General features: G+C 71.5%; 12 protein-coding genes. 5 read left to right on the top strand and 7 right to left on the bottom strand.

Going from position 1 to position 13,707, the window contains the following annotated elements:
• Positions 1–16 precede the first annotated feature (16 nt).
• Positions 17–1,711 (bottom strand): alpha/beta fold hydrolase, encoded by a 1,695-nt coding sequence (locus ACIBK9_RS12275; RefSeq protein ID WP_397157497.1) that lies wholly within the window; start codon positions 1,709–1,711, stop codon positions 17–19.
• A gap of 271 nt (positions 1,712–1,982) precedes the next feature.
• On the opposite strand from ACIBK9_RS12275, the gene ACIBK9_RS12270 reads away from it, so the two are divergent.
• On the top strand, positions 1,983–2,876 hold the full coding sequence (locus ACIBK9_RS12270) for an ABC transporter ATP-binding protein (RefSeq protein ID WP_397157495.1): 894 nt from the start codon (positions 1,983–1,985) through the stop codon (positions 2,874–2,876).
• Positions 2,873–3,706 carry an ABC transporter permease gene (locus tag ACIBK9_RS12265; protein WP_397157493.1) on the top strand — a complete coding sequence of 278 codons (834 nt, stop codon included), beginning with the start codon at positions 2,873–2,875 and terminating at the stop codon, positions 3,704–3,706. Before ACIBK9_RS12270 ends, ACIBK9_RS12265 begins: the two co-directional genes overlap by 4 nt.
• A 61-nt stretch (positions 3,707–3,767) precedes the next feature.
• Here the strand turns inward: ACIBK9_RS12265 and ACIBK9_RS12260 are convergent, their stop codons facing one another.
• The 5 genes from ACIBK9_RS12260 to ACIBK9_RS12240 all read right to left on the bottom strand — a co-directional run bounded on the left by ACIBK9_RS12260 (position 3,768) and on the right by ACIBK9_RS12240 (position 9,463).
• Positions 3,768–4,697 (bottom strand): phosphotransferase family protein, encoded by a 930-nt coding sequence (locus ACIBK9_RS12260; protein WP_397157491.1) that lies wholly within the window; start codon positions 4,695–4,697, stop codon positions 3,768–3,770.
• A gap of 80 nt (positions 4,698–4,777) precedes the next feature.
• Entirely contained in the window at positions 4,778–5,674 is an 897-nt protein-coding gene (locus ACIBK9_RS12255) for an amidohydrolase family protein (protein ID WP_397157489.1), read from the bottom strand.
• Positions 5,675–5,691: 17 nt separating this feature from the next.
• The gene (locus ACIBK9_RS12250; RefSeq protein ID WP_397157487.1) at positions 5,692–6,639 is read right to left on the bottom strand and encodes a 3-hydroxyacyl-CoA dehydrogenase NAD-binding domain-containing protein; all 948 of its coding nucleotides are present in this window, start codon (positions 6,637–6,639) and stop codon (positions 5,692–5,694) included.
• A complete protein-coding gene (locus tag ACIBK9_RS12245) occupies positions 6,636–8,615 on the bottom strand; it encodes an acetoacetate--CoA ligase (protein WP_397157485.1) in 1,980 nt (659 codons plus the stop codon). Before ACIBK9_RS12245 ends, ACIBK9_RS12250 begins: the two co-directional genes overlap by 4 nt.
• Entirely contained in the window at positions 8,612–9,463 is an 852-nt protein-coding gene (locus ACIBK9_RS12240) for a crotonase/enoyl-CoA hydratase family protein (protein ID WP_397157483.1), read from the bottom strand. The genes ACIBK9_RS12245 and ACIBK9_RS12240 overlap by 4 nt, the downstream gene beginning before the upstream one ends.
• Positions 9,464–9,502: 39 nt before the next feature.
• Here ACIBK9_RS12240 and ACIBK9_RS12235 point away from each other — a divergent pair, with 39 nt between their 5' ends.
• Entirely contained in the window at positions 9,503–9,949 is a 447-nt protein-coding gene (locus tag ACIBK9_RS12235; RefSeq protein WP_397157481.1) for a MarR family winged helix-turn-helix transcriptional regulator, read from the top strand.
• Here the strand turns inward: ACIBK9_RS12235 and ACIBK9_RS12230 are convergent, their stop codons facing one another.
• Positions 9,950–10,993, bottom strand: a complete 1,044-nt coding sequence (locus ACIBK9_RS12230) for a LacI family DNA-binding transcriptional regulator (protein ID WP_397157479.1) — start codon at positions 10,991–10,993, stop codon at positions 9,950–9,952.
• 136 nt (positions 10,994–11,129) lie between these two features.
• On the opposite strand from ACIBK9_RS12230, the gene ACIBK9_RS12225 reads away from it, so the two are divergent.
• Positions 11,130–12,752: an ABC transporter substrate-binding protein gene (locus ACIBK9_RS12225; protein ID WP_397157477.1), complete on the top strand. Its 1,623-nt coding sequence runs from the start codon at positions 11,130–11,132 to the stop codon at positions 12,750–12,752.
• A complete protein-coding gene (locus ACIBK9_RS12220; protein ID WP_397157475.1) occupies positions 12,722–13,687 on the top strand; it encodes an ABC transporter permease in 966 nt (321 codons plus the stop codon). Before ACIBK9_RS12225 ends, ACIBK9_RS12220 begins: the two co-directional genes overlap by 31 nt.
• Positions 13,688–13,707: the final 20 nt, after the last annotated feature.

Below are 13,707 nucleotides of genomic sequence, written 5' to 3'. Positions count from 1 at the left end.
ATGGGAGGGGCCGCGGTCAGCGCGTACCGGGGCAGGTGCCCGCGGCGGTACGGCCGGTGCGGAAGAAATCGATCACCTTCGCGGCGCAGGGCAGCCGGCGCAGCGAGGCGTGCGCGTCGTCCTGGACCGTCAGCAACGTCCCGCCGGCGGCTTTCGCCGTGTCCACCGCCCAGGCGTACGGCGTGACGTCTTCGTCGGTGTGGCCGGACAGCTGCAGGGGACTGGTTCCCCTGACCGGCTTCCACGGCCGTGCGGGCCACGGCCATCCCCCGCACCAGCCGCTGCGCTCGAAATAGCCGCCGGTCGCGGGGAAGGCGGCTCTCCGAGCCTGCGCGGCCGCCCACATCTGCTCGAAATCGCGGCCGCCGACACCCTCGTTGCAGAAGATCGCCTGGTACTGGATCAGGTTCAGGCCCAGCGGGTTCTCGTCGAACCCGAACACCTTCGCCGACTCCGGGGCTGGACGCGCCGACAGCGGGACGCCGCCTTCGCGGACGGTGGCGAGATCCCTGGCGGAGGAGATCCAGTATCCCGGCCCTCCGCCGAGCTGCTGCCTGACCCACTCGTCGTCGAGCACCGTGTTCGCGTCCACCTCACGGGGTTTGCGGCGGAGCTCGTCACGCAACGCGAAGATGTTCTCGCGGACCTTGGCGTCGGTCGTCCCGAAGTGGAACTCGCCGTCGTGCCGTGCCAGCCATGGAACGAAGGCGTTGAAGCGCTTCTCGGAGAGCGCGTCCGTCGTGGCGTCCATGGCGGCGAGGTCGATGACGGGAGGCATCACCGAATCCAGCCACATCGCGTTCACCCGGTTGTCGAACAGCGACCGGTAGTTCACGCCCACCGCGGTGCCGTAGGACACCCCGTAGAAATTGATCTTCGATTCGCCGAGGGCCGCGCGGATCGCGTCCACGTCACGCGCGATGTTCGTGGTGGTCAATTGCTGGACGAAGGCGGGATCCTTGGCGGCGCACCGCTTGTTGTACGCGGCGGTCTCGGCGAATCCGGCCTTCGCCGCCTCCTTGGGGGAGATGCTGGACGACTCCTGGCCCTTGGCGGACGCGGCGGGCGACGGCTCCTCCGCGTCGCACTTGATCTTGTCGCTGTAGCCCACGCCCCTGGGATCGAACCCGATCAGGTCATGGTCGACGGCCAGCGGGCCGAGCCTGCCGGCGGCGTACGTCGCCGGCGCGTCGATGTTGCTGATGCCGGGACCACCGGGACTGATGACCAGCACGCCACGGCGCTTACTCGGATCGGCGGCCTTGATCCGGCTCACGGCGATCTTGATCTTGCGGCCCTGCGGGTTCGCGTGGTCCAGGGGGACCGTCAGCGTGGAGCATTCGGTCCTGGTGTCGTTCTCGACGGGCCAGTCCTTGGCCGTCTTGGCGCATTCACGCCACGTCAGAGGCTCTTCGTCGGTGCGGGCGTCGGCCGTGCCGGCGGCTGCGAAGCTCGCCAGGCCGACCAGGCACGCGACCGCCACGCGCGCCGGACGAGTGCCTGGTGAAACACGGGTGCTGAACATGGTCGCATCTTTCGACGGTCCTGCCCGCACACCTCCAAGCGCGCGGGGCACGCCGTCAGGCGTACGTCGTCCACCTTCGGGGGCAAAGGTTCCCACACCGTCGCACCCTCGTATCGGCGACCGCGCGGCCGTGTATCCGTCGCGTATCCGCGCAGCAGCCGCCCCCACCACGAGCTGGCACGGCACCCGCGCCCTTCTTAAGCAACTCTGGTTGACTAAGCTCCGAATAGTCAACTAAGGTTGCTTGCATGCCGGAAAACGTGCCTCGGAAGCCCGCCGACGCGCTCGTCGAGACCGATCCGACGGACCGCGTCGAGGAGACGTCCACGCGCGAAAGCCGGTAGCCGGCACCCCTGACCCCCACGCTCCGGCCCCGGTGCGGGCCGCGATGCGCCATGCCCTCGCACCGGCAGTCGCCCCGGCACGAGGTCATCCGATCACGAAGAGAGGTCATCTCATGACAAGGAGCACCGATGTCGTGCTCGACGTCGACGGCCTGCGCATGCGCTACGGCTCGACCGACGTCCTGCACGACGTCACGTTCCAGGCCCGCCACGGCGAGGTCCTGGCCCTGCTGGGGCCGAACGGCGCGGGCAAGACCACCACGATCGAGATCCTGGAGGGCTTCCGCGTCCGGTCGCAGGGCCGGGTCTCCGTGCTCGGCGCCGACCCCTCGCACGGCGACGAGTCGTGGCGGGCCAGGCTCGGGATCGTGCTGCAGTCCTGGCGCGACCACGGCAACTGGCCGGTACGCGAACTCCTCGCCCACCTCGGCGCCTACTACGCCCCCTACGCCACCCCCGCCATCCCGCGCCCCTGGGACCCCGACGAGTTGATCGCGAGGGTCGGCCTCGTCGAGCACGCCGGCAAGAAGCTCAAGACGCTGTCGGGCGGCCAGCGGCGCAGGCTCGACGTGGCGATCGGGCTCGTGGGGCGCCCGGAGCTGTTGTTCCTCGACGAGCCGACCACCGGTTTCGACCCGCAGGCCAGGTCCGACTTCCACGATCTCGTACGCGACCTGGCCGACGCCCGCGAGACCACCGTCCTGCTCACCACCCACGACCTGGACGAGGCCGAGAAGCTGGCCGACCGCATCCTCGTGCTGAACGGCGGCCGGATCGTCGCCGACGGCACCGCCGCCGGGCTGGCACGGCGGATCGCCGGCGAGGACGAGGTGCGCTGGCTGCGCGACGGACGGCGGTACGTCGAGCGGACGCCCGACTCGACCGCGTTCGCCCGCGAGCTGTTCGCCCGTCACGGCGACGACGTCCAGGAGCTGGAGATCGTCCGGGCCTCGCTGGAGCAGACGTACCTGGCGCTGGTGCGCGAGGCCGAGGGAGCGGCCCGATGAACGCGACCGTACTGCGCGCGGGCTGGTCCCGGGGGCTGATCGAGCTGCGGCAGTCGTTCACCAACGGCGCCGAGCTGTTCTCCCACTTCCTGTGGCCCGCCCTGATGGTGGCCACGCTGTTCTTCATCCGGGACCGGCCCGTCGGCGCCCTCCTTCTCGGCGCCCTGGCCTTGCCCGGCATCCTCGGCATGAACGCCGCGACCGGCCTGATCAGCATGAGCCAGCAGCTCACCGCCGACCGCGAGGACGGCACGCTGCTGCGGGCCAAGGCGACCCCGCACGGCATGCCCGCATACCTGATCGGCAAGGTGATCTCGGTGTCCGGAGGTCTGCTGGCCGACCTGGCGATCTTCCTCGTGCCCGCCGTGCTGCTCGTCGAGGGCCTGCGGATCAGCCCGGGCTCCTGGCCCGCACTGGCCTGGGTGCTGGCGCTCGGCCTGGTCGCGACCCTGCCCATCGGCGCCGTCCTCGGCTCGGTGTTCGCCACCGCACGCGCCCAAGGGCTGGTCCAGCTGCCGTTCCTGGCCCTGATCGGGATCTCCGGCATCTTCTACCCGATCACCGCGCTGCCCGAGTGGCTGCAGTGGATCGCCCAGGTCTTCCCCCTCTACTGGATGGGGCTCGGAATGCGCTCGGCCCTGCTGCCGGACGCGGCGGTCGCCGTCGAGATCGGCGCGTCCTGGCGACACCTGGAGACCGCCGGAGTGCTGGGCGCCTGGGCGGTGCTCGGCCTGCTCGTGGCGCCGGTCGTGCTGCGGCGGATGGCACGCGGCGAGTCAGGCTCCACGGTGGCGGCACGCCGCGAGCGTGCCCTGCGACGGATCGGGTGAATGCCGTGACCGTCACGACGGTGCCCGGCCGATAGCTGACGCCGGATCAGGTGGCGGGCCATCAGGACAGATCGGCCCAAGGAGTGGGTGGGGCTGACGCGAAGAAGCGGAGCAGGCCGAGGAGTCGGCTGGCCGGAGGCGCGGTCCAGTGGCGTTCGCCCGGGCGCGGCACGGGATCTTTCAGGCGTCCCAGCGCCCAGGTGAGGTGGAACCACAGCACGCGAGCCTCCCAGGTCGGCGGGCTCGTGGCGATGCCGGTTTCCTGCCGATAGCCGGCGAGCATGGCCGGGATGGAGGTGAGGGGCACCTTGGCGAAGTCGGCGGCGGGGTCGGCCCATTCGGCGTCGCCCCAGTCCACGATCCCGTTGAGCCGGGCCGTCTGCGGGGAGATGAGCAGGTTCTGGGGAGCGATGTCGCCGTGGATCAGGACCGGAGGCGGGCTCGCGGGGAGATGCGGTGAGAGCCGGTCGAACCATCCGGTGAGCCAGCGGGCGGTCTCGGCGTCGATCCAGCCGTCCTTGAGGAGGCGGTCGGTGAGCGCCCAGGGGTCCGCGTTGCCGTCGTCCGTGGGGACGCCGGCAAGGGCGGGGGCGGTGTCCGGAGTGAGCCGATGGAGTTTGCCCAGCTCCCGCCCGACTTGCCGGTAGAGATGTTCGGTGTCCGCGTGGGGCAGGTCAAGGCCTGCGAGATCCGTTCCGCGCGTCCGGGTGAGCACCATGTAGGGGACGTCCACCACCGAGCAGGTGTCGTCGAAGGCGACGATCTCCGGGGTGCGTACGCCGGCGCGCCGGGCGTACGGGATGACCGCGGCCTCCTTGACCAGGTCCGGAAGGAACTGCTCGGTCCGCGGGATGCGCAGGACCAGGTCGTCGCCGAGCAGGAGGACATGGTTGGCCACCCCTTGCGGGAGAGGCCGTACGCGCTCGGCGGTGGTCCCGAACAGGCCGGCGATGGCGGCCAGGGTCGCGTCACTCGTCTCGTATCCCGACATGATCGATCATGCTGGCACGCACGGCCAGAAGCTGCGAACGAGGCGTTCCGCGTCTGGGGGCTCGGCCACGACGGCCGCGTTCATCGGCTCGCCCCGCGCAGGCCGAGAACGCGTAGGGCGTTCTCCTTGTAGATGAGTGGCTTGACCTCGTCCTTGACGTCCAGGGCGGCGAAATCGGCCATCCAGCGGTCGGGGGTGAGGACAGGGTAGTCGGAGCCGAACAGGACCTTGTGCCGCAAGGGCCCGGCGGCCTGGCGGACGAGCTGCGGCGGGAAGTACTTCGGTGACCAGCCGGACAGGTCGAGGTAGACGTTGGACTTGTGGCCGGCGATGGACAGGGAGGCGTCGACCCAGGGCACGGACGGGTGCGCGAGGATCATGGTGAGCCCGGGGAAGTCGGCGGCGACGTCGTCGAGCAGCATCGGGTCGGAGTGGCGCAGCTTGATGCCGCGCCCGCCGGGCAGGCCGGCGCCGATGCCGGTCTGGCCGGTGTGGAACAGCGCGACGCTGCCCAGCTCCTCCAGCGCCCGCCAGAGCGGATAGTGGGCAGGGTCGTTGGGGGTGAAGCCCTGCAGGCTCGGGTGGAACTTGAAGCCGAGCACGCCGAAGTCCCGCACGAGCCGGCGGGCCTGGGCGATGGCGGCCGGGCCGCGGCGCGGGTCCACGGAGCCGAAGGGGATGAGGACGTCGGCGTGTTCGGCCGCCTGACGGGCGATCTCCTCGCTGGACAGGGCCGGGTGGCCGAGTTCGGTGGCGGCGTCGACGGTGAAGACCACCGCGGCCATGTTCCGCTGCCGGTAGTAGGCGGCGACGCGGTCGATGGTCGGGGTGCGGTCCTGACCGGCTTTGAAGTACTTCGCCGAGGCCGCCATCAGCTCGGCGTCGAGGGACAGGCGGCCGTGGTGGTCGGCCTCGATGTGGGCGTGGACGTCCAGGGCCACGATGGCGTCCGGGTCGATGCGCGGGGTGTAGGTCATCGTTCCTTCTCGGTGTGTCAGGGAAGGTCGTGGCGCCGGCGCTTGGCCTGCAGCAGGCCGACGAGCAGCGCGTCGCGGTCGGCCGCCATGGCTTCCTGGTCGATGCCGTCGAGCTCGGCGCGCACGCCGTCGACGAGCAGGCCGGCGAGTTCGGGGGTGAGCCGCGGCGCGCCGAGGTCGTCCATCCAGGTCTGGGCGGGCGGGCCGAGGTGGCGCAGGGTGTGCGCCATCCCGCCGGGGCCGCCCGAAAGGTGCTGGTTGACCAGCGGGCCGAGCAGGGCCCACCGCAGGCCGGGGCCGTGCGCGATGGCGGCGTCGATGTCGGCGACGCTCGCGACTCCCCGCTCCACCAGCGAGTACGCCTCCCGCCACAGGGCGGCCTGAAGCCGGTTGGCGAGGTGCCCGGGAACCTCACGCCGCACGAGCACCGGCCGCTTGCCGAGGGAGCGGTAGAAGTCCATCGTCCGCCGGGTGACGTCGGGGCCGGTGCGCTCGCCGGGCACGACTTCCACCAGCGGGATCAGGTGGGCGGGGTGGAAGGGATGTCCGACGAGCACCCTTTCGGGATGCGCGGGACACATCTCCTGAAGGTGGCTGGGCATCAGGCCCGACGAACTGCTGGCGATCGGCGCACTCGGCGGGGCCGCCTCGTCCAGCGTGGCCAGCAGTGCCCGCTTGAGGTCGGCGCGCTCCGGCCCGCTCTCCTGGACGAACCGCGCTCCGGCGACGGCGTCACCGCAGGTCGCGGCGAAGGTGAGCCGGTCGCGGGAGGCGCCGTCGGCCAGGCCGAGCCGGGTGAGCGCGGGCCAGGCCAGGTCGAGCGCGGCCCGCAACCGTTCCTCGGCGTCCGGAGCGGGGTCGAAGGCGGTGACGTCGAGGCCGCGGGCGAGGAACAGCGCCGCCCATCCGGCGCCGATGACGCCCGTGCCGATGACGGCGACCGGCTGGTCCGCCGGGCTCGTCACGCCCGCCTCGCACGGTCGCGGGCGATGGCGGTGAACGCGTCGAGCGCCGCCGGGTCCATGAGGGAGCCGGCCGAGGCGACCTCGTCAGGGGCGGCGCCCAGCAGGATCTTCTTGACGGGGACTTCCAGCTTCTTGCCGGTTCTCCCGTAGGGCATCGCGGGGACGGCCAGGAGGGCGTCGGGCACGTGCCGCGGGGACAGGGTGGCGCGGATGCGCGCGATCAGGCGGGCGCGTAACGGCTCGTCCAGGACGAACCCGTCGGCGAGAGTGACGAACAGGATCAGTTCCCCCATGTCGCCCTCCTTGCTCTCCAGGTGGACGACGAGGCTGTCGGTGACCTCTTCGACGTCCTGCAAGGCCCGGTAGAACTCGGCGGTGCCCAGCCGGACGCCGCCGCGGTTGAGCGTGGCATCCGATCGGCCGGTGATGACGCAGGAGCCGTGGGAGGAGAAACGGCACCAGTCGCCGAAGCGGAAGACGCCGGGATAGCGGCTGAAGTAGGTCTCGCGCATCCGGCGGCCGTCGTCGTCGCCCCACAGGCGTACCGGCATCGAGGGCATCGGCGCGGCGATGACGAGCTCGCCGACGCCGCCGATCACCACGTTGCCGTGCTCGTCGAACGCCTTGGCGTCCACACCGAGGCTCGGCCCGGACATCTCCCCCTCCCACACGGGCTGCAACGGCGATCCCTGGACGAGGCCGGTGCACACGTCGGTGCCGCCGCTGCCGACGTTCAGCAGGACGGCGGGGCCGAGCTGTTCGGCCGCCCACCGGAAGCCCTCGGCGGGGAAGGGGCTGCCGGCCACGCCGATCTGCCGCAGCCGGGACAGGTCGAACTCCTCGCCGGGCCGCACCCCTTCCTTGCGGCAGGCCATCAGGTAGCCGGGGCTGGCGCCCATGAGGGTGGCGCCGGTCTCCTGCGCGAGCCGCCACTGCGCGCGCAGGTCGGGGTGGAGCGGGTTGCCGTCGATCATCACGATCGAGGAGCGCACGAGCAGCGCGGAGACCAGCGTGTTCCACATCATCCACGCCGTCGTGGTGAACCACAGCAGCCGGTCGCCGGGGCCCAGGTCCCAATGGAAGGCGTGGTTCTTCAGGTGCTCCAGCAGGATGCCGCCGTGGCCGTGCACGATGGCCTTCGGCTTGCCGGTGGTGCCGGAGGAGAACAGCACGTACAGGGGGTGGTCGAAGGGCACCGGCTCGAACCGCAGCGCCTGGTCCGTGGGCGCGGCGAGCTCCGTCCAGGCCAGGGCGCCGGGGAGGTCGAGCTCGCCGTACGGGACGTGCACGACGTGCTCCAGCGAGGGCATGCCGTCCCGGATCGCCTGGACCTGCTCGCGCCGGTCGATCCTCTTGTCCCCGTAGGTGTAGCCCGCCACCGCGAGCAGGACGGCCGGCTCGATCTGGCCGAACCGGTCCACCACGGCGGGGGCGGCGAACTCCGGGGCGCAGCTCGCCCAGATGCCGCCGAGGCTCGCCGTGGCCAGGAACGCGATCAGCGTCTCCGGGCAGTTGGGCAGGTAGGCGACCACCCGGGTGCCGCGCCGCACCCCGAGCCGCCGCAGGCCGGCCCGTACGCGCCGGACCTGCTCGGCGAGTTCGGCGAAGGTGAGCTCGACGCGCGGCCGGGTCTGGGAGTGGCCGACGACCGCGACCTGGCCGGCGTCCTCGGGCGTGCCGAGGCAGTGCTCGGCGTAGTTCAGGGTCGCTCCCGGGAACCAGCGGGCGCCGGGCATGGCCGGTTCGGCCAGGACGCTGTCGTAGGGCGTGTGGGCCTTGACCTCGAAGTAGGCCCACACGGCCGCCCAGAAGTCCTCGACGCCGGTGACCGACCAGTGCCGCAGCTCCTCCCACGTCTCCACGGTCACGCCGCGCTCGCGGGCGAGCCAGCCGATGAAGCCGGTGGCGTGCGCTCTGGCGATCTGCTCGGGGCCGGGGACGTACAGCGGCTCCGCCGGGGGGAGGGGGGCGCTCATCGGGCGGCTCCCGGACGGCCGACCTTGGCGGCCCGGCCGTCGAGGAAGTCCCGTATCCGGGCCTTGGCCTCCGGGCTGCTCTGCGCCACGGCCGACATGAGCGATTCCAGCAGCAGCCCGGTCTCGGCGTCGGCGTCCGCGATGCGCGGCAGGGCGTGCAGGACGGCGTAGTTGGCGATCGGCGGGTTCCCGATGACCTGCTCGGCCAGGGCAAGAGCCTTGGTGATCCCGTCGCCTTCGGCCACCCGGTAGTCGACCAGGCCGCGGGCCTCGCCTTCCGCGGCCGTCAGGACCCTTCCGGTGAGCATCATGTCGATCATCGGCTGGGCGCCGATCAGCCGGGAGACCCGGACCGAGGCGCCGCCGCCCACGAAGAGCCCCCGGCTGCCCTCGGGGAAGGCGAAGAACGCCGACTCCTCGGCGACGCGCAGGTGCGCGGCCGCCGCCAGTTCCAGGCCGCCGCCGATGACGGCGCCCTTCAGGACCGCGATCACCGGCAGGGCGCCGTGGTCGATCCGGCCCATCGCCTCGTGCCAGCCGCGCGAGTGGTGCAGGCCGCCGGCGGCGTCTCGTACGGTGAGCTCGCCGAGGTCGAGCCCGGCGGAGAAGTGCGCGCCCTCGGCGGCGAGCACCGCGGCCCCGGCCCACGCGGGCGGGGCGGCGAAGAAGGCGCCGAGCCCGGCGATCGTGGCGTCGTCCAGCGCGTTGCGTCTGGCCGGCCGGTTCAACGACAGCACCGCGACGTCCCCACGGCGCTCCAGCGTCAGAGACGGGGGCAGGTCAGGGCAGGGAGGGATCACAAGCTCTCCAATTGACAGGAATCCTGATGAAGAAGGCTGAAGTATCATCAGGTTTCCTGTCAATGCCTGGCTGGGATACTGTTCGTCATGGCCAGCGCCCCGCCCCGCCCCACCCCGTCGCTGCTGTACGCCGTCAAACGGCTCGAACTGGCGATCAGGTCGCGCCTGGACGAGATGCTGCGCGGCGCGGCCGTGACCACGCCGCAGTACACGGCGCTCACCGTGCTGCAGCACAAGGACGGTGTGACCGCCGCCCAGCTCGCCCGCGACTCCTTCGTCACCCCGCAGGCCATGGCCGACGTGATCGGCGCCCTCGACCGGCGTCACCTCATCCGCCGCTCGCCCAACCCGGCGAACAAGCGCGAACTGCTGCTCTACCTCACCGACGAGGGCCGGGCGCTCCTCGACGCCCACGCCGAGGCCGCCGCCGAGCTTGAGGACCGCATGATCTCGGGCCTGTCGCCCGAGCAGGCCGACACCTTCCGCACCGCCCTCACCGTGGCGTGGACGACTCTGCGCCCGCCCAGAAAGTGATCACTTCCCGGCTCCCGGCACGGAGCGGCGATCGGAGGAGGCCCGGACGTCGAACCTCGCCTGGAGCAGCCGGCCGCCCGCGACGCCGCGGCCCTCGATGAGGTCGACGAGCATCCCGACCGCGATGTCGGCCGTCTCGACCGGCAGGAAGCTGAGCGTGCTGACGGGCGGGTCCGTGAACGGCGCCGTGGGGTCCTCCGTCGCGCAGACCAGCAGCAGGTCGCCGGGCACCGACCTGCCGAGCTTGCGGATCCGGTCCAGAAGCAGCGACGGACTGACCTCGACGAGCACGACCAGCGCGTCCGGCGGCTCGGGATCACTCAGCAACCTCTCCACCGCGGCCAGCGTCGGCTCGAACCCGGGGCCGTCGAGCTGGGCCAGCAACGGGTCGCGGCCCCTTTCCGCACTCCAGTCGAGATAGGCCCGGACGGAATCGCGGTGGTAGCAGGCCGTGGTCGGGGCGCCGACCGCGGCGATCCGCCGGGCGCCCTCGTCCTCCAGGTGGTCGAGCACGCCGCGCAGGGCCGCGCCGTAGTCGAAGTCGACCCACGGCCACGGTGTCCCCGCCACGGCTCTGCGGTCGGAGACCACGGCCACCCCCGCGGCGAGAAAGTCTCCGACCAGAGGGTCTCCCTCGACCGGATCCACCACGAACACGCCGTCGAGAGGCAGGTCCGTCCAGTAGTCGTCGGGGCCGGTGGTGGGCAGCAGCACCACGCCGTATCCGTGGGTCATGCCCGCGCGGGTGGTGGCGGCGGTCAGCCGGGCGAAGTAGGCGAGCTCGGTGTAGAACCACGGATGCTCGACGAACTCGCGGGCGGCGAGGCCGAGCAGGCGTGAGCGCCCGGCGCGCAGCCGCCGCGCCGTGGCGTTCGGCCGGTATCCGAGCCGGCGCGCCACCTGCCGGACATGCTCGCGGGTGGCGTCGGGGAGGCGGCCCGCGCCGTTGAGCGCGTCCGAGACGGTGGTCTTGGACACCCCCGCCGCGCGGGCGACGTCCACCAGGCGCACGCGCGCGCCGACCTTACGCTCTGGCTCTTCCATGGGTCCGATCTTTGCAGGATGTCAGCCGATTCGCCACCTCGCTGACCGTTGCTGAATCGTTCCTTCAGTGTCTTGTGCAGGAACGTTCCTTCACCAATACTCATGGCACTTTCCCGCACGAGGATGAGGTGGTCCGATGCGTACCGCTCGACTCGCCGCCGCGGCGCTGGCCGTACTGGCGGCCACTGCCTGTGGAGGGGGCGCGGCCGCCCCGAAGGCCGCCGGCTCCGGAACCTTCACCGTCACGGCGGACCTGCCGCCGGCCAAGGGCCCGGTGGATGCCGTGACCTGGGCGCTCTACGCCGAGCCGCAGTCGCTCGACTACGCCTACGCCTTCGATTACCCGCCCAACACCGTGCTCGCCAACGTGTGCGAGCAGCTCATGCGGATCACCCCCGGCTTCCGGGTGGAACCGGGGCTGGCCAGCAAGGCCGAGTCCCCGGACCCCGGGCGCTGGGTGTACACGATCCGCCAGGGCGTGCGCTTCCACGACGGATCGCCGCTCACCGCCGACGACGTGGTGGCGAGCATGCGGCGGCACATGGATCCGGCGGTGGGTTCGTACTGGGTCTCGTCCTACCAGAACGTCAAATCGGTGGAGAAGACCGGCCCCATGGAGGTCACCGTCCACCTGAAGAAGCCCGACCACCTGTTCAACGAGCAGATGGGCACCTCGGCCGGGACCATCGAGAGCGCCGCGTTCCTGGCCGCGCAGGGCGCCGGGTACGGCACCCCCGACAAGGGCGTGAACTGCACCGGGCCGTACTCCCTCGACAAGTGGGAGAAGGGCCAGGCGATCAACCTGAAACGCTTCGACGGCTACTGGGACCCCGCGCTCAAGGCCAGGGCCGCGACCGTGCGGAACGTCTTCATCTCCGACCCGGCGGCCCGCGTCAACGCGCTGCTCTCGGGCGAGGTGGACGGCAGCTACCTGGTCCCCACCACCGGCTTCACCCGCCTGGGCAGCGCCTCCAGCGGCAAGCTGTACTTCGGCCCCAACACCGCGGCCGTCAGCCTCATCCCGCTCGACCTCAAGGGCACGCTCGGCGACCTGAGGCTGCGCAAGGCGCTGTCCATGGCGCTCGACCGCAAGGCCATTCTCCAGGCCAGCGTGGCCGGGGTGGCCACACCGGCGAAGGCGCCCGCGGCGATCGGCGCGTGGGGCATCGCCCCCGAGGCGGCCAAGCAGTACTACGCCAAGCTCCCCGAGCTGAGCACCGACCTCGAAGGGGCCAGGAAGCTGGTCAAGGAGGCCGGCGGGACGGGCAAGAAGATCGTGATCGCCACGAGCACGATGGCTCCCGACATCGGCGTCATCGCCAACGCCGTCCAGGCCGCGGGCCAGGCCATCGGCCTGCGGGTCGAGCAGAAGGCGGTGGCCCCCGACGCCTACTCCGCGCTGTTCTCCGACCCCAAGGCCCGCCAGGGCGTCGACCTGGTCATGACCATCTGGTACGACTCCACCCCCGATCCGCTGGAGTTCTACGGAATCCTGCAGACCGGCAACTTCTCCAACTACGGCGGCTACTCCGACCCCGAGTACGACAGGCTCGTCGACCAGGCGGGCGCCGAGGCCGACCCCGCGGCCCGCGCCGCCGTGGTCGCCAAGCTCCAGGAGATCGCCGTCCGGGACATGGTGTGGATCCCGCTGTACGAGGTGCCGCACAGCATGTTCCTCAACAAGCGGCTCACCGGCGCGCCCACCGGCATCACCCAGCTCGTCTACCCGTGGGCGGCAGCGCTCGGGTCGGCGAACTGATGGGCGCCTTCCTGGCCCGCAGGCTCGCCGGGCTGGTGGCGACGCTGGCCGGGGCGTCGTTCGCGGTGTTCTCCGCCGTGTACCTGGCTCCCGGCGACCCCGCCTCCTTCCTCACCCAGGGGCGTTCGGCCTCTCCGCAGGCCATCGCGGCGATCAGGGCGCAGTACCACCTGGACGATCCGTTCCTCATGCAGTACCTCAAATGGGTCGGCGGCGCGGTGACCGGGGACTTCGGCCGGTCGGTGCAGTTCCGGCAGGACGTGACCGGGCTGCTCCTGGCCAGGCTGCCCACGACGCTCTTCCTGGTCGGCTACGCGGGGCTGCTCATCGTGGTCGCGGGGCTGATCCTCGGCGCCCTGGCCGCGCTGCGGCCCGGCCCGCTCGACAGGATCGTCCTCATCGGCACCGGGGTGGCCACCGCGACCCCTTCCTTCGTCGCGGCGATCGGGCTGATCTCGCTGTTCTCCGTCCAGCTCGGCTGGTTCCCCGCCTTCGGCAACGGCGAGGGACCGGTCGACCGCGTCTGGCATCTGACCCTGCCCGCGGCCGCGCTCGCCCTGACGTTCGCCGGTCTGCTGGCCCGGGTCACCCGCTCGTCCATGCTGGAGGAGCTGGCCCGCGAGCACGTCGAGGTGGCACGCTCGCGCGGCGTCCAGGAGAACGCGGTGATCCGGCGCCACGTCCTGCGCAACTCCCTCGGCCCGATCAGCACGGTCACCGGCACGGTGATCGCCGGGCTGCTCGTCGCGACCTCGATCGTGGAGACCGCCTTCGGCCTGTCCGGGATCGGGCAACTGCTGGTCAGCTCGGTCACCGTCAAGGACTTCCCGGTCGTGCAGGCCGTCACCACCTTGATCGTCGTCGTCTTCGCGGCGGCCAACCTGCTGGTCGACCTGGTTCAGCCGGCCATCGATCCGCGCCTGCGCAGGGCGTAGTGAAGGAGTCCTCTTGACAG

Source organism: Nonomuraea sp. NPDC050227 (genome assembly GCF_044459705.1).
In the GTDB taxonomy this organism is placed as follows: domain Bacteria; phylum Actinomycetota; class Actinomycetes; order Streptosporangiales; family Streptosporangiaceae; genus Nonomuraea.
This window is presented reverse-complemented; position numbering and strand designations above follow the sequence as displayed.